This is a genomic window from Paenibacillus sp. FSL H7-0331 (assembly GCF_001956045.1).
The window spans coordinates 101,767-118,448 of sequence record NZ_MRTH01000012.1; the positions used below are offsets into that span (position 1 = coordinate 101,767).

Here is a 16,682-nt window from a genome sequence, read left to right on the forward strand (position 1 = left end):
GGCTTTAAACTTTACACAATCATTTAAATCGTTCTGTCTGCTGCGAATTCCCGTTTGTAGATGGAACTTATTGTCTCCAATAGGTTACGGCCATGCTCGCCGAACTTCAACTCCGTGACCTTTCCTTGTACAAGAAAGACGCCAGACGGATGGTTGGTTTCACCCAAAGCAGCTTCGTACAGAAGCGAAGCTCCTTTACTCGGGTGTGGAAAAAATAGCTGCATAATCGGTTTAATATAAAACGGCAATCCTGGATTTTTACCTTTTCTGATCGTGTTATTGCCACCTGGATCCACACTAAGAATCCTGATTCCCTCATTGGCGACTATAGGAGCGATCTCCTGCGTCCACAGGGAAAGCGCGAGCTTGGAAGCTGCATATGGACCGAATAACTTTTTGAATACGGCAGGATGCTCCAGTGTGTCGGGATCAAAATGCTTGAAATATTTAAAAGCATGGGTAGAGGTGTTCACGATGGTTTTCAAGTCTCCCCGTTGAACAAGCTCCTTCAGCTCCATATAAATCATGTAGGGCACTACAGTCTGCAGCTCGTAATGCATCTCACGTCCCTGTTTGGAAAAGCTAAGCTCCGGGAAGCTGCCGCCTGCGTTATTGAACAACAGATCGATCTTCACCTCAGCAGCTTTGATCTGGCGCAGAGCATGCTTCAAATTGTTGAAATCGGTAAGGTCAGCTTTGAAAATCCTAAGCTGACCTGCGTCAAGGCACTTCTGAATCCGTGTGTCGTCCTCGGGGAATCCCGAGCGGATCAGTGCAATGACCTGCCAACCTTCTGCCAGCATTTTGCGGGTTAATTCGAGCCCGATTCCGCTGCTTGCACCTGTAATAAGAGCAGTTTGATCTTGTCCCCTTGTCTTCATTATGATGACCTCCATCGTTTAGTTTCGATTCAGGTTTCGATTCGATGGATTCAGTGTATAACTTGGAGTCGACTCCAAGTCAAGCGTGGTAAAAGACATATTCAGAGAAGCCTACGTTACTTCGGAGGAAAAGCCATGCGAATAACTGTACCTGCGCCATAGGCGCTTTGTACCTCGATAGTACCACCATGCGCGAGAACCAGCTGTTTGGCAATGGCCAGACCGAGTCCGGTTCCTTGATCGTTTTCTTCCGTATTCGTGCCCCGGAAATACCTTTCGAACAGCAGCTCGGCAGTCGCTTCGTCCATGCCTTGTCCATTGTCGCTGACCAGGATAACGAAACCTTGATCGTCCTGCGTGGAAAGCGAAATACGGACGGCTGTGCCGGGAGGATTGTGCAGAACTGCGTTGGCTACGATATTATCGATGATCCGGTTAAACCATCCGGGATCAATCGGATAGTACAGCTCCTGATCCATTCTGGTTAAGGCGACGTTGGCAGCCGACAAACGCGGGTCCTGCAGCAGTCGTATGATGGCTCGCTCGATGAATGCATTCATCTCAACCCTTTCAAAGGAAAGCGGCTGAGCTTCATTTTTCAACCGGTATGTAATGCTCAAATCTCCAATCATCGCGTCCATATAGGACGCTTTCTCCTTCATAATTGCTGCGAATTCGCGCACCTCTTCACGCGTCCATTCATAGTCGTCAGCCTCCAGCATGTGAGCGTATCCTACTATGGAGGACAGCGGTGTTTTCAAATCATGGGTAACTCCGGCAATCCATTCCTCCCTTGTTCTTTCCAATCTAATTCGCATATCCTCATTGCGTTTAAGCGTATCGGACAATCGGGAAAGGGAAGTGAAAATTTCCGTAAATAATCGATACCGTCTTTTGAGCTTCTGATCCTTGTGAATGCTTCGCGGGCGGCCTTTACGATCGGTCGGCTCCTTATAATCGTCATTTGCCAGGTGCTGCAGCCAATCCATCATATGCAGAATCGGCGTACCGAATCGATGAGCATAGACAAAGGCAAGAATGATAAAAACAAGCAGGACAACGGCAAGCAAACCGGCAAATCCGAATATCATCACAGATTGTATGGAGCCGAATAAACCTTTGTGTGAGCTGGCGGGTAAGGGCATATGAAGAACCCATGTTTGTGCTGTACGCTCGTCGAAAAAGGATGACAATTTGGCAGCATACCGATCCGCATATTCCGACCGCAATATAAAATCCTGCAGACTATATGAGGAAGGTGCCCCTTCTGATTTGCCCAATGAGGCTAGCTCCTTCATGTCGCCATCCAGTAGTTGCAGCCAGCCTCCGCTTTCCCTGATTTCGTGTTCCAGATTATTCGGCAGCTGGATCGTTCGATCTGTTATCAGCGCGGATTCAGCAGCTTTTTGCGCGAGTAAGTGGCCTGTGTCCTGGGTTCCGTACAGCAGTGTGTAATCAACGCCGTCTTTGGATTCAATCCAAATATACAGTGAATACGGAAAAGGTTGCTTGCGTGACCAGATGGCCGCCAACTCGCCAGCATTATAATGGTTCGGTACATCGACGGGAGTATAATGCGAAGAAGTAACGTTGCCGCGCTCATCTAAGGTTTGCAGCCAACCTCCACTTTCCTTCACTTCGGTTAGCAGCTTGGGGTCAAATGTAATTTGCCCACTCTTGATTTCCAATGAATCTACAAGCAGCTGCAAGCCTGAGCTGGTGAAGCTGCGATTCATATCGAGCTGGCTCATTCTTATAAGCATAAAGAACAGGGCTACGGCCATAAGCACCAAGGCAATAAAGCCGACGATCGCGAATTGGCCGACGAACTGAGTGATCAGCCGTTTGGTAATGATGCGTAATGAGTCAGGTCTCCGATGGAGTAAGAGCGGTTTGCTATCTGTCAGATTACTGTCGGTTATGCTTTTTTGTTTATCGCTCACGCGTCTCACCTCTGCGCACCAGCTTATAGCCGAGACCGCGTACGGTCAGCAAATACTCTGGCTTGGCAGGATAACGTTCGATCCGCTCACGAATCCGGTGAATATGTACCATCACGGTATTGTCATCGCTTAGACTATCCTGGCCCCATACACGTTCGTACAGCGTTTTTTTGCTGAACATGCGGTTTGGATGCTTACACAAAAATAGAAGCAGCTGAAATACTTGAGCGGGGCAATCTACCGGTATACCCTCAACTCTGAGCTCGCCGGCACCTTCATCCACCTCAAAACGTCCAAAATGATGAACCACGGTTGTGGGATAGATCGGTGTGGCTTGCCGCTGGTAACGCCGCAAATGAGCTTTAATCCTGGCAACGACCTCAAGTGGATTGAAGGGCTTGACGATATAATCATCACCTCCGACAGCAAAGCCGGTCAGTTTATCAAAATCGGTCGTTCGTGCCGTAATAAAAAAAATCGGGGCATCCGTCGTTGCGCGAATAAACGGACAGATGTCAAATCCGCTTTGACCAGGCAGCATCACATCAAGCAGAATAAAATCATAGGTCTTGCTTCGGCAAGCTGCAATCGCACCTTCCGCGGACGATTCCGTATCGATATGGGTAAAGCCTTCTTTGGTTAGCACTGTTTGGAGCATTCGCAAAATGGCTGGCTCGTCATCGACAAGCAGCAGCTTGGCGTCATTCATTGTTCGTATCGCTCCTAGCCATGAGTGTATTTGAATCCTTTAAATAGGCTTGCATCAAGTAATAGCTTCAAGTTTTATTGTATCATCGATTTCTTACGTACAGACAAACGAAATCTTAACGGAGCCTTAACGAAATGGCTTCAGAGGTTTTATAACAGGCACAGTCATTCCTCTCCTACATGCCGCTGGTTAGCCATAGACAGCTTCAAATATGCTCTCAGGACCTTACAAAAGTAAGGTAAACGTAAGACAAGGTTTCGTTTCAAGAAAGCTGAATGTTTTAAGATAACAGGAGAAGGCGAAAAGAGCGCAAAGAGATGAAGGAGCGGGTAAAGGGTGAAAAAATGGGTGTGGATCGTCATTATTGTTGTCGTACTCATTATTGGGTTAGCTGGATGGATCATTGGGACCCTCGTGTGGGCGGGGAAGCCAAATGCTGATTACGTGTGGGAATTTGTCAAAAAACATCCGGAGCAAGCTTCCGTCACCCTCGTCAGCAATGGTGTGATCGTGGCGCAAACTGAGCCGGATCGGCCGATGCCGCTAGCCAGCACAGTCAAAATCATCGTCGCGATCGAGTACGCGAAGCAGGCTGCAGCGGGAACGGTTAAGCCGGATGAACCGGTATTGCTGCAAAAGCTGGAGTCGTATTATTTGCCAGATTTGGACGGGGGTGCGCATCCTTCCTGGCTTAGTGATATGGAAAGCAAGCAGCGGGTAAGAGACGGAGCTGTAACGTTAGAAGAAGTAGCTAAGGGAATGATCATGTTTAGCTCAAATGCAAATACGGAGTACTTGATGGAAAAGCTTGGTTTGGCGAACATTAACCGGAATATCGGTGAGTTGGGTATGAAAAGCCACGAGCCTCTGTATCCGTTTGTCTCGAGCTTACTCATTCCCTATGAGTTGATGCAAACCTACCCTGGATTGGAACGGAATGATGCGCTGGCCAAGGCCATAACGGAGCTGAAAGACATGCCAATGGAGGTTTTTCGTGTAAAGGCGGTGGGCATTCATGAGAAGCTGAGGCAAGACAACGATGGCGCTTATAAGCGACAAGCCAACATCAAGGACTGGTACAATGAGAAGCTGGATCGTATGAATTCCGATAAGCTAATTGCGGCATCGACTGCTGATTATGCCAGCTTGCTAGCCAAAATGAACGGCAAAACCTATTTTGCTCCAGCTGTACAGAAGAATCTGGATATCATTATGGAGGGACTTATGGAAAATCCGGCAAACCGTTCGATGTTTGAACATGCGGGTCGCAAGGGCGGATCGACTGCATTTGTACTTACAGATGCGATGTACGCGACCGACAAAGAGGGCAACCGGACGGAGCTTGCGATCTTCTTCAACAATCTGGACGAAATACAGGCGATGAAGCTGAGTGCCAGCTTGAACGCTTTTGAAGTGGAACTGCTTAAGAACGCCGACTTCCGGTCCAAAGCTGCAGCAGGTATGGACAGCACACAAAGACCATTGAATAAATAATAAGGAAATGGGTAAATGTATGATACTTGACTTGGAGTTGGCTCCAAGTTATATAATCGAATCAATTGAAGAAAGAGGTGGGTGAAAAGGTTGAGCGAGGTTCATGTATACACGATTAAAGAAGCTGCGGAGCAGACCGAATTATCAGAAGATACGATTCGCTACTACGAGAAAATCGGCCTTCTTCCGCGAGCAGAACGTAAGGAAAACCGACATCGTATCTATCATCCTGAGGATATTGCTACGATGAAGCTCATCATATGTCTCAAAAAAACGGGAATGTCGCTGGATGAAATGAAGCCTTTTTTGAATTTATCGTATGACGATGATCTCACTGAATTTCCTGAGCTGTATGCCAAGATTCAGAGCCATAAGGAAAAAATCTACAATCAAATGGTTTCCTTGCAGCAGATTATTGATTTTATTGATTCCTTCGAATCGAGATTCAACAAAACGGGAAGCTCCGCTGAGCCAGCCTGCTCGATCTCAGGTGAACATGTACGAAAGCCGATGTTTCAGAAGTGATTTGTTAAAAAAATAAACAAGGACTGATCCAAAAGTTATTCTGGGGTCAGCCCTTGTTGGTTTAACAGGGATCGAGCTTAATTCACAATTTGCTATTGCCGCAGTTGTTTGACGAGCCGCTTGGCAGGACCGTTAGGCGTCGTGATCGTTTCATACACATTGATCGTTAAATCATTTTCAAATTGCTCGGTTTTGATGCTGCTGAAGGTGATTTTTTGGTTTCCGGTTATAAGCTTCTGGGTTCCTGTGAAGCTGGCTGTTTGCGACCCCAGAGAACGTCCAAGCCCATCGACCAGCTCGAATTCAAGCTGCGAGAAATTAGGATCAACGATAACCTGCTCCTGACGGTTTACGGTTAAGTCCATTTTCAATACATAGTTGTAGGCATTGGAGCTGTATAAGGTTGTAATGGCATAAGCATCAAAGCTAAGCTGGAACGGATACAAGCTAATGGTTTTATCAATCGATTCATTTTGTACGACTACCTGATACGTACCGACAGACAGCTTGCTCGCAGCCGTGGATTTAGGGTCAAATACGTTCAGCGCGAGCTGGGTGCCCATTTCCGTGGTAGGCAGCATGTAAGAATAGGATACGACATAGCTTGTGTTCGGCATGATTTGACTGATGGCTGCTGATTGTCTGACTCCGGCAAAAGCAAGTCCTTGTCCATTAATGAGTTCGGTTCCAAGTGTTGGCAGTACAAGGGGGCTGCCTCCATTGTTGGTAAGCTTGTATTTGGCAATAGCGGTTCGATAACCAAAATCACTGTTTTCATGGATATGAAGCTCCATTAAGGATACGCCGATATTCGTGTCCAGCCAGCCATTAGAAGCAAAGCTCATAGGTGTCCCCATTTCATAGGGCTTGGCCTGTATCGCAGCATTATTCGCATACTCCACATGACTCAAATCAAACAGCATAACAGGACGTTTAACCGTAGTATTGCTGCGGTTTGTTGTGTTGGAGCTTGCATTACCTGAATTGTTTGAAGCATTTGCACCTGAATTCGTATTCCCACCAGTACCGCCATTGGCTGCCGATTCGTTAACCGTCGAGCTGCTGCCGGAATTTGCAGCTGCTCCTGAATTGCTGGATGTATTCGTATTTCCGCTGCCCGAGCCGTTGCCATTATTATTTGATGTATTATTGTTTGAATTGTTATTGTTTGAATTGTTATTGTTGGTATTCGTATTGGTTACCGCAGTGGCGTTCTCAAATAAAACAAGACTAACGGTTTGAGGCTCGATACCGTCAGGCAGCAGGATCGAATACTGAACGGTTGCAGTTTGACCTGGTGACAGGAAGCCGCTTCGCAGTGACTGCTCCTGGCTTGCCTCCATGGCCCCTGTACCAAACTGATAGGACCCGGTTAATGCGGGGAGCGCTGCAGCGGCATTACTATCATTACGGATTTTAATTGTTGTTTGTAAAAGAACGCCTTCGGTTTGTTTGACTGCTATCACTTTGTCTGCCACGATCATAAGGCTGTTATCAGTACCGAACAGGGAATAGGGCTGCTCTTTGCCAACAGGCACTTTGATTTCGGTTTCGGTTAGGGCCAATGCTCCAAGTACATGATCCTCCGCTTCGCTGACGTAAAAAGCATCCATACGTGTGCTATTCATTACAAAATTGTCGGGTACCGGGGTGCGGATCATAAGCTTGGTTAGTTTGCCAGGCAGTAGAGATTGTTGGATGCCTTCAACGAAGGAGCTGCTGTATTTCAATGAATCAGAAGCATGTAAACGAAACTGCAAGCTGTTAGGCAGGCTTAAAGTCGCTTTATCTCCATTTTGAGCAAATAATTCGGTATAGATGTAGCTATTGCCATTTTCGTTAATTCTGTAGCTGCGTCCAAGACGCATAGCCACTTGAACTTCCTTGGAATAAGACGCATCCAGCTCGTTCATGGGAATCAGAATTTGCTTGGATGCATCATAGAAGGAAGTGACTGCGTCAGAAACCGATAAATCGCCAATGCTTCTCATAAAAGTAGGCTGACTGTCATCCCACGCAAACAAATTGATAGTAAGCTCATCAGGGTGTTCTCCCGCTGCCATTTCTGAATAAAAACGGAACTCCTGATCCTTTCCTGACTTCACGCGAGCATTTTGCTTGCTTGTCAATTGGGCAGGAAACAGATTGCCTTGTCCATCAACAATACGAACTCCATAGCTATTAAAATCTATATCGCTCTCGCTGCCATTGTGCATGTTCAATGAAAATTGTATGGAGCTTGAAGCGTTCCCGGAAGTAAAAGCGGCGTTCTCCAGAGTGAAATAAGCATCTGTGGCGACAAATACACCCTCTTTCCCGGCCATAGCCGATGGTGTGACAGCTAACAAGCTGCTCGTACAAACCGCTGCCGCTACCAGCCATTTTTTTGCAGGTAAAGACCATCTATCATTGCGTTTCATATGGTTCCCTCCTAAGAGCTTTCCGTAGGAAAGCTTTCTTCGTAAGCGGTACTGAGCTTTCCGCAGGAAAGCTATCTTCGTAAGCGTAACTGCCCTAATCGGTCCTCAGTGCGTCTATGGGACGCAGTTTGGAGGCTTTGTTGGCAGGGTAGAGCCCGAATATCATACCTACAGCAACTGAGAATAAAAAGGCATACAGGCTAACCTCAAAAGAAAGCTGCGTGGTCTGCTTCGGATTGATCATCGGCCAAGCGATGGCAATTCCGCTTCCCAGCAGCAGGCCAATAATCCCGCCTAGACCGCTGATCACCGTGGCTTCAATTAAAAACTGGAGCAGTATATTTCTGCGTTTCGCTCCAATTGATTTACGGATTCCGATTTCCCGTGTTCGTTCACTAACCGTCACGAGCATAATGTTCATAATTCCGATACCGCCAACAAGCAATGAAATGCAAGCAACACTAATCAGTTGATTATTCAAGGTGCTGGATGCTGCTACACGGGCGTTCATCAATTCATCCTGGTTCACCAGTTGAAATCCAGATTCGCTTTTGAATTTATAGCTCAAATACTGCTTCATCGTATTTTGCGCGGCGGACAACTCTTCTTTGGTAGGTGCCTCCAAATAAGTAGTGCGAATATTCCCAAGCTTAAAGGCACGTCGTGCCGTTTCCAAAGGAACAAAGACGGAATTATCCAATGAAACTCCACTCATGTTGGAGCCTTTGGTTTTTAAGGTTCCAACTATTGTAAAAACGATGCCATCGATATTGATATCCTCGCCGATCGGGTCCAGAGTTCCAAAGTAATATTGGGCCACAGTACTGCCCATTACAGCTACTGGATTGCGGAACTCCATGTCCGCCTCTAGGACAAACCGGCCTGAGGCCTGCTCACCTTTCATCAGTGACAGATAGCGGTCATTGGTGCCAACTACCGTATATTTTTCCTGGATACGATCGTATTTAATGTTTGAATTGCTTTTGACCATGGTGGGTGCAATGGTTTCGATCTCGGGCAGCTGCTCAAGTGACATCAGCTCGTCATAATCAAGCTGAGTGGCGCGTCCGTTACCCAGCGTATTGACGACAATCAGGTTGGTGCCCAGACTTTCATATTGTTTTTCAATCTGGGCGCTGGCCCCTTGCCCGATGGCTACCAGAGTGACAACGGAGCTGACCCCGATAATAACACCCAGCATGGTCAGGACAGTTCGCATCGGATTTGCGGTTACTGTACGAAGTGCCATATACAATAATTCCAACGGATTCATACCTGCACCTCAGAAGGTTTAGTTATTGCAGTTGGGGAATCACTCAGCGATTGTTCGCCAGGCAGCGGCAAAAGTCGTTCATCCTTGACGATCGCACCATCCCGAATGGATATAACCCTTCTGGCATGCTCGGCGATATGGTTGTCATGTGTAATCAGCACAATCGTATTACCCTGCTTGTTTAAATCTATGACCAGCTCCAGAACCTCATTGCCTGTCTTGGTGTCAAGTGCGCCTGTTGGTTCATCCGCCAATAGCAGGGAGGGAGAGCCTGATAACGCTCGGGCGATGGCAACCCGCTGCTGCTGACCCCCGGATAGCTCACTTGGCTTGTGATGACCACGCGCACCCATCCCGAGCAATTCGAGCATGCGCATTGCCTTTTCCCGCCGTTCTTTTTTGCCGAGACCTGAATAGATCAGCGGCAGCTCGACATTTTCCAAAGCATTCAGCCTGGGCAGCAGGTTGAATTGTTGAAAAATAAAGCCGATTTTTTTGTTCCGCAGCTCTGCCAGCTGATTATCGCTCATTTTTTCGGTAGCTACGCCATCGAGTAGATAGCTGCCGGAAGTCGGGATATCCAACAACCCGATCGTATTCATAAGCGTTGATTTACCGGAACCGCTGGGGCCAATTATAGCAACGAAATCGCCTTTGGCCACAGACAGCGAGAGGTCGTTTAAAATGTGCAGCTTCTCTGCGCCGCGTTCATACACCTTGGTAATATTGCGTAGTTCGATCATGGAATGCATCCCGGGAAATACCTCCTTATGTAACATTTATCGATTGTTCCCGCCCGTTCTTTGGTTGCCGCCGCCACCTGTGCCACCAGCACCAGTACCGCCACCAGGGCCAGCAGGAAATCCGCCAGCTCCCGCACCACCAGCACCGCCTTGAAATTGTTGACGGAGACGGTCGATATCGGCCTGACTGGCATTTTGTGTTCTTTGACGTGAGGCTGCCACGACCTGGTCGCCTTCGTTCAAGCCCTCAGTAACTTCTATATCCGTTTTGCTGCGGATTCCGATTTTTATCTCATGGCGCTCTTCCTTGGTGCCATCCGCTTTTTGCAGTGTAACGTATCGCTTTCCTTGCTGTTGTTGAAGTGCTTCGATAGGCAGCAGGACGATATTCTTTTTATCCTGAATAATAATTTCGGCTGTAGCCGTCATTCCGTATCGCAGCTCACTCGTATTTTTGACAGATAACACCGCATCGAAAAAGGTAACCCCATTCGTGGTTGTGCCTACGGTGGATACTTGATTGACCTCTCCTTCAAACACCTTGTTGGAGATCGAATCTACACGGACCGCAGCCTTCATGCCTGCTTTGACATTGGGCAAGTCTAATTCATCGACTTGAATCGGCAGCTGCATATAATCAAGACTGGCAACAGCTCCGAGCAGCGTATTCACTTCAATCTTGGAGCCGACTGGATAGCTGGCCAGCACATTGCTTTTTTTATTGGCAAAATCGGTAGAAAACACGCCGTCAAAAGGAGCACGTATCGTAAGCTGCTTTACCTTTTCCTGCAGGTCGTTGATCGTATTTTTTTGCCGTTCTATCGTAGACTGTTTGCTTGCAATGTCATTTTGCAGGGTATCGTTGAACAACGAGGCAATCACATCACCTTGTTTGACATAGCTGCCTGTTGTCACCTTCAATTCTTTAATGACACCGCTTGCGCTCGTAAGAATCGTTTCTATCGAATTGTAATCAAGAAGGCCCTTATCGGACGATTCCACAAGCCGACCATTCAGCTGTAAGCTGCCCTTGACCTTCATTCCCGCTGCTAACGTGCCGTCATTGGTTACCTTGATGTCAACCTCAAGCAATTTACCGCCGTTGGCATCAGCCTTGGGTTGAGTCCCGATAGCTTCGACCTTAGCGGTTTTCGTCAAATTAAATCCGTCGACGGTAAGATCAATGAGATCGCCTTTTTTGAGCTGAACGGCATTTTCCAGTACAAAAGACAGCTTCGTAATGAGCGTGGAGGAATCGGATAATGTAGCAAAGCGACTCGTTTTGCCGACATTCGAGCCTACGTCCAAATTGCTGCTCAAGCTTAAGGTACCGTTAAGAGGCGCCACGATTTGCAAATGATTTTGCTGGTTTTGCAATTCGCTCAAATCCTTTTGCAACTGCACAAGGGTGGATTCGGCCTCCTGCAGGCTGATCTCCTGAGAGGGCACCGATATTTCAAGCAAAACATCCCCCTTGCTGACAGCCTGATTGCGGGTCAGATTCATCGTTTTGATCGTACCATCGGCAGTAGCTATAATATTCTGCATATCTCTGGCCTCGAACTGAGAAGTGCCGGATACAACAGATCGGATGGTCCCTTTTTTAATCGTGAGAACTTTCTCTTGTGGATTGGCCGTCTGGGATTTGGGCTGAGAGTAAACATACCAATAGGCTCCAGCTCCGCAAAGTACCAATACGCTGGCTGCTATGATCCCTATTTTATAGCGAGATTTCATTCAAGCTTCTCCTTTCAAGCGACTTGGCAGAGGGGTGCCAGTTTTCTAATATTGTAGCAACGGGATGTGAATGAAGTGTGAAAAAATGTGAAAGCCATACGTTGAAAATAAAAAGCAGCAGCCGCGTGGATCGCAGCTGCTGCCTAAAGTCGATAGTTTCTATTCAAAAAGCTTTTTTAGATTCTCGTGATAAGGGGCGCGGATTACGCCTTTTTCTGTAATAATCGCAGTCACATATTCATTCGGTGTGATATCGAAGGCAGGATTGAACACCTTAACACCCTTCGGTGCGGTGCGTTTGCCAAAGCCTTGTGTAATTTCGTCCTCATGACGCTCCTCAATCGGAATGTCTGCCCCATTGGCAGTATTCAGATCAATGGTTGACATCGGGCATGCCACATAAAAAGGAATCCCGTGAGCTTTGGCTAGAACAGCCACGCTGTAGGTGCCGATCTTGTTAGCTACGTCGCCATTGGCCGCGACACGGTCTGTACCGACAATGACTGCTTGCACCCAGCCTTTACTCATCACGACTCCAGCCATGTTGTCGCAGATGAGTGTGACATCAACGCCTGCCTGCTGCAGCTCGAACGCGGTCAGACGTGCGCCTTGCAGCACGGGCCGGGTTTCATCGGCAAACACCTTGAGATGGATGCCGCGCTCCTGAGCCAGGTACATCGGTGCTAGTGCCGTGCCGTAACGGGCTGTCGCCAGACCGCCGGCATTACAATGCGTGAGCACGCCCATTCCGTCCTCGAACAAATCCAACGCGTGCACGCCGATAAGCCGGCACGTTTCCTCGTCCTCGCTCTGGATCAGCTTTGCTTCATCCAACAGCGACTGCTTCATCGCTTCCGGCTCGCCGCCAGCGGAAGCAAGCTCCGTGGCACGCTGCTTCATCCGCTCCAGCGCCCAGAACAAGTTCACCGCCGTCGGGCGCGACGTCGCCAAATAATCACACTGCTTGACCGTGTCGGCAAGCAGCAGCTCCAGGCTGCCGCTTGTATCCCGCGCGCCGAGATAAACCCCGTACGCCGCTGCGATCCCGATTGCGGGCGCGCCGCGTACCGCCAACTGCTTGATCGCATCCCACACCTGCTCGGATGTTGTCAGCTCCAAATACACGATTTCATCCGGCAGCTGCCGTTGATCAAGCAAATCCAAACTATGGGTCGCCGAGTTCCAGCGGACCGACTGCAGCCAATCGGCTGCCTTATTCTTTTCTTCCTGTTGATCTTGTATGCTCATCCCAGATGCTCCTTTCTATTTCTGTTCAATCGCTTCGGCTGCAATCTCCAACAGGTCGTTAATCGATTGAGCTTGACGGTTATGCTTGATGAGGGCCGTGCCGATGCGAAGCGCAATGCGCCGTGCGCGATCCTTGGCGGCTTCGTCCTCAAGCTTATTAATGTCGGCAACCTGGGCAAGACCGTGTACGCGGCGGACCATTTTGCATCCGGTATAGCCAATCGCGTCACGAAGCACCTGCTCCAGATACCATTCCTGATAGTTCTCCCCAGCAAATACGCGGTCTACGCCATACAGGGACCAGATCGAGCGAAACTCACCACTGAACGTATGCCAGATATCGCGGATCGTTCCAAGCAAATAACCGCGGTAATCATCACGTGCCAATTGATCCTGGCTCCAGCCCTCCTGTGCAGCATAATTCAACAGCAGATTGGCAAATACCGCACCGATATCAAAGCCCATAGGACCATAATAAGCGAACTCGGGATCGATAACCTTGGTGGAATCCTCAGTAATAAAAATACTGCCAGTGTGCAAATCTCCATGAAGCAGCGCCTGAGCCTTGGTCAGAAAGCCGCTGCGCAGAATAGCAACCTCAAGCAGCAGCTCCTTATCGACCCATAGAGCCTCAACTTCGCTGCGGATAGCCGGAGGAATATCGTTCGTATCTGCATCGCGATAAGGATCATCAAAGATCAGATCCTCCGTGATTTTGCAAAGCTCTGGATTGATGAATTGCTTGACGCGCAGCTTTTTTTCCTGCTGGTTCATGCCAAGATCCGACGTATAGAATAACGTGTGGGCCATGAAACGTCCAATATGCTGGGCAAACAATGGATAGCGGTTGCCATCCATCAACCCTTTACGCATGATAACATGATCACTTAAATCCTGCATGACTGTTAAGGCCAAATCTTTATCATACGTATACACATGCGGCACCAGATCGGGGCATAAGGATTCTTGTATCTGTAAGGCTTCACTTTCAATTCGTGCCCGGTCCAGCGTGAGCGGCCATGATTCCCCGACAACCTTGGCATAAGGCAAGGCCTGCTTCAAAATAATACTTTTACCTGTCGAAGCCTCTGAAATATGAAATACGAGATTCAAATTGCCGTCCCCGATTTCATGACTGGAAAGCTCACTTCCAGCGGTGAATAAGTCAGGTATGGTGCGAGCGTAGGCTACTGCTTCTGCTTCTGTCAAAGCGTGATATGTAGTCATAGTTTCATATTCCTCCTTCGAGTTGGGTATTCTAATAATCTCGTAAGCATTTGCTTATAAAATTTCATGGAAAAATGCATCAAGTATGCTCTTCATCCGATAAGACTGCCAACCTATAGTATAGCAAAATGAGACTTCGCTTGGAATAGCAGATGATGGGTTAAGACTGAAACAGAACGTCATTTACAAAAAATACATCTGGAGATAATATACCGATGACGCTCAGGTTCTATATTATTCCTATACGATTCATATCGGGAGGGTTTCATAGGATGAAGCTGCTTGTAAAGTTACTGTCTATAGTGTTCGCTGTAGGTATAATACTAACGCTCGGAATGCAGGCTCAAGGGGGGCCGATTCTTGCAAATCCTTATAAAGCTAATCATCAGCAATTTGAACGATTTCAAGAGCCGGCGCTCGTTGTCAATAGCGAGTCCAACCGGACGGCTCAAGCAAATCGCTAATTGAGGGAATCCCACAATATGAAAAGGGAGGGCTTAGGCCCTCCCTTTCCTTTGTCATTCTGCATCAAACAGTTTTAGAATTGTTTGCCGCGACCCCGATGCTCCACAAGATCGATGGCACCCAATACCATATGTGCCAATCCGAAGCCTGCTACGGCTGCTGCGGCCATAGGGTACTTACCCCTTAGTGCAACACCTGAAGCCGTCACAGCTGTACCCAAAACAGTAGGAATAAGTCCTTCTCTCATGATGGTTCCTCCTCGTAATTTTGAGTGAATGTTCGAATGCATCTATAGGTTGGGGTAAAATCGATAAATGTATGTTTGCCAAATAGTTGCATTGTCAGGCGGATCAATCTTATAATGGAGTATTGTGAATTACAGCTGGCTTCATAATTTCTTTTGAAGGGAGGCGAGAGTAATGACGGAAAGCACGTTAAAGCCGGTCGCTTTAAAGGAATGGGCCGTAGCTATAGAAGCGCTGCGAGCAGGTCGGCAAATTATGATCATGCGAAAAGGGGGGATTCGTGAGGAAACACGGGACTTCCATATTGAAAGCGAGAACTTCTATCTGTACCCGACCTACGAGCATCAGAAAAAACAATGGATTAAACCGGATCATCAATATCAGCTGGATCTGACTTTGGAGGGCTGGAGCACTGAGGATTCAGAGGTTGAAGTTCATTGTTACGCTGAGCTGGTAGAGGATATACTAATAGAAGATCAGGATCAATTGAACAAGCTGAGCGAGCTGCATCTATGGACAGATACATTTGCCGAGGAAAGATTAAAGTGGAAGCGCACCAAGCCGCTTCATGTGATGCTTCTTCGGGTGTATGAGCTGGATGTGCCGATCAAGCTGCCGATTATTCCTTCTTACATAGGCTGCAAATCATGGATTCAATTGGAGAGCAGCACGATCCACACCGCATCCCGTAAGCCTGTGATTACAGATGAAGTGTTCGAGGGAGCCGTTGCTCAAATCAAGAACGCATTAAAAGGGTAATGACTAGTAGAAAGCCCAAAAAGCTGCTTTTATGAGGCATGTTTTGTATATAATTTGCAAACAGCACCCTCAAACCATTGAGAATCAATGATAATCAGTTTATAATGATTATTAGATAAGAATAATCACTCTAAATATAGACTTTAAATATGGAGGAAATAAGATCATGGCACAAACAACGGAATTCACTATAGACGGTTTGAAAGCTACTGTCGAAGGCAAGGAAATTTTGAAGGGCTTGAACCTTACCATGAAGGGCGGAGAAATCCATGCAATCATGGGGCCCAATGGAACTGGTAAAAGTACACTTGCTTCCACTATCATGGGTCATCCCAAATATGAAGTTACCGAAGGCGCGATCACGCTCAATGGCGAAGATGTTCTCGAAATGGCTGTTGACGAAAGAGCACGTGCAGGTATTTTCCTTGCTATGCAGTATCCAAGTGAAATTACCGGTGTCACGAATGCCGATTTCCTGCGCAGTGCAATTAATGCCCGCCGTGAGGAAGGCAGCGAAATTTCCTTGATCCGCTTTATCCGACAAATGGAAAGCAAAATGAAAGAGCTTGAAATGAATCCGGAGTTTATGCACCGCTATTTAAACGAAGGCTTTTCAGGTGGAGAAAAGAAGCGTAATGAAATTTTGCAAATGCTGCTTCTTGAGCCAAGTGTTGTTATTTTGGATGAAATCGACTCCGGTTTGGATATAGATGCCCTTCGTATTGTTGCAGCAGGTGTGAACGCGATGCGTTCCGAAGACCGCAGCTTTTTGATTATTACCCATTACCAACGGTTGCTTAACTATGTAAAACCGGATTTTGTACATGTTATGATGCAAGGACGTATAGTGAAATCGGGCGGACCTGAACTGGCAGAACGTCTTGAGAATGATGGCTACGACTGGATTAAGGAAGAGCTGGGCATTGACGATGAGACGGTTGGCGGACAGGAAGAAGAATTTAAAATCCCCATGAACACTTCAGGTCCAAAATACTAAGCGATAATCGTACAGG

15 protein-coding genes are annotated in these 16,682 nt (G+C 47.5%); 5 read left to right on the forward strand and 10 right to left on the reverse strand.

Going from position 1 to position 16,682, the window contains the following annotated elements:
* Nucleotides 1-23 precede the first annotated feature (23 nt).
* From BK127_RS19085 to BK127_RS19095, 3 genes are all read right to left on the reverse strand, one after another.
* Nucleotides 24-881 carry an SDR family NAD(P)-dependent oxidoreductase gene (locus BK127_RS19085; protein ID WP_076233096.1) on the reverse strand — a complete coding sequence of 286 codons (858 nt, stop codon included), beginning with the start codon at nt 879-881 and terminating at the stop codon, nt 24-26.
* A 116-nt stretch (nt 882-997) separates the two neighbouring features.
* Nucleotides 998-2,824: a sensor histidine kinase gene (locus BK127_RS19090; protein WP_083689410.1), complete on the reverse strand. Its 1,827-nt coding sequence runs from the start codon at nt 2,822-2,824 to the stop codon at nt 998-1,000.
* The gene (locus BK127_RS19095) at nt 2,814-3,533 is read right to left on the reverse strand and encodes a response regulator transcription factor (RefSeq protein ID WP_076233097.1); all 720 of its coding nucleotides are present in this window, start codon (nt 3,531-3,533) and stop codon (nt 2,814-2,816) included. Before BK127_RS19095 ends, BK127_RS19090 begins: the two co-directional genes overlap by 11 nt.
* Nucleotides 3,534-3,869: 336 nt before the next feature.
* Here BK127_RS19095 and BK127_RS19100 point away from each other — a divergent pair, with 336 nt between their 5' ends.
* Together BK127_RS19100 and BK127_RS19105 are read left to right on the forward strand one after the other, a co-directional pair.
* Complete coding sequence (locus tag BK127_RS19100) at nt 3,870-5,027, forward strand: serine hydrolase (RefSeq protein ID WP_076233098.1); 1,158 nt, start codon at nt 3,870-3,872, stop codon at nt 5,025-5,027.
* Nucleotides 5,028-5,117: 90 nt separating this feature from the next.
* The gene (locus BK127_RS19105; protein ID WP_076233099.1) at nt 5,118-5,552 is read left to right on the forward strand and encodes a MerR family transcriptional regulator; all 435 of its coding nucleotides are present in this window, start codon (nt 5,118-5,120) and stop codon (nt 5,550-5,552) included.
* Between the two features lie 92 nt (nt 5,553-5,644).
* On the opposite strand, the gene BK127_RS19110 is transcribed toward BK127_RS19105, so the two are convergent.
* From BK127_RS19110 to mtnK, 6 genes are all read right to left on the reverse strand, one after another.
* Nucleotides 5,645-7,972 carry a hypothetical protein gene (locus BK127_RS19110; RefSeq protein ID WP_076233100.1) on the reverse strand — a complete coding sequence of 776 codons (2,328 nt, stop codon included), beginning with the start codon at nt 7,970-7,972 and terminating at the stop codon, nt 5,645-5,647.
* A 94-nt stretch (nt 7,973-8,066) separates the two neighbouring features.
* The gene (locus BK127_RS19115) at nt 8,067-9,221 is read right to left on the reverse strand and encodes an ABC transporter permease (protein WP_256711369.1); all 1,155 of its coding nucleotides are present in this window, start codon (nt 9,219-9,221) and stop codon (nt 8,067-8,069) included.
* 20 nt (nt 9,222-9,241) lie between these two features.
* Nucleotides 9,242-9,997, reverse strand: a complete 756-nt coding sequence (locus BK127_RS19120) for an ABC transporter ATP-binding protein (RefSeq protein ID WP_076233102.1) — start codon at nt 9,995-9,997, stop codon at nt 9,242-9,244.
* A 27-nt stretch (nt 9,998-10,024) separates the two neighbouring features.
* Nucleotides 10,025-11,725, reverse strand: coding sequence for an efflux RND transporter periplasmic adaptor subunit (locus tag BK127_RS19125; protein ID WP_076233103.1), 1,701 nt, complete (start codon nt 11,723-11,725; stop codon nt 10,025-10,027).
* Nucleotides 11,726-11,884: 159 nt separating this feature from the next.
* Nucleotides 11,885-12,973, reverse strand: coding sequence for an S-methyl-5-thioribose-1-phosphate isomerase (gene mtnA / locus BK127_RS19130; protein ID WP_076233104.1), 1,089 nt, complete (start codon nt 12,971-12,973; stop codon nt 11,885-11,887).
* Between the two features lie 15 nt (nt 12,974-12,988).
* Nucleotides 12,989-14,200, reverse strand: coding sequence for an S-methyl-5-thioribose kinase (gene mtnK / locus BK127_RS19135; protein WP_076233105.1), 1,212 nt, complete (start codon nt 14,198-14,200; stop codon nt 12,989-12,991).
* 272 nt (nt 14,201-14,472) lie between these two features.
* Between mtnK and BK127_RS19140 the strand changes: the two genes are divergently transcribed.
* Nucleotides 14,473-14,664 (forward strand): hypothetical protein, encoded by a 192-nt coding sequence (locus BK127_RS19140; RefSeq protein ID WP_076233106.1) that lies wholly within the window; start codon nt 14,473-14,475, stop codon nt 14,662-14,664.
* 74 nt (nt 14,665-14,738) lie between these two features.
* Here BK127_RS19140 and BK127_RS19145 read toward each other — a convergent pair whose 3' ends face one another.
* Nucleotides 14,739-14,912: an asparagine synthase gene (locus tag BK127_RS19145; RefSeq protein WP_076233107.1), complete on the reverse strand. Its 174-nt coding sequence runs from the start codon at nt 14,910-14,912 to the stop codon at nt 14,739-14,741.
* Between the two features lie 172 nt (nt 14,913-15,084).
* Between BK127_RS19145 and BK127_RS19150 the strand changes: the two genes are divergently transcribed.
* A complete protein-coding gene (locus BK127_RS19150) occupies nt 15,085-15,669 on the forward strand; it encodes a DUF1802 family protein (protein ID WP_076233108.1) in 585 nt (194 codons plus the stop codon).
* A gap of 166 nt (nt 15,670-15,835) precedes the next feature.
* Complete coding sequence (gene sufC / locus BK127_RS19155; protein ID WP_076233109.1) at nt 15,836-16,666, forward strand: Fe-S cluster assembly ATPase SufC; 831 nt, start codon at nt 15,836-15,838, stop codon at nt 16,664-16,666.
* Nucleotides 16,667-16,682 lie beyond the last annotated feature (16 nt).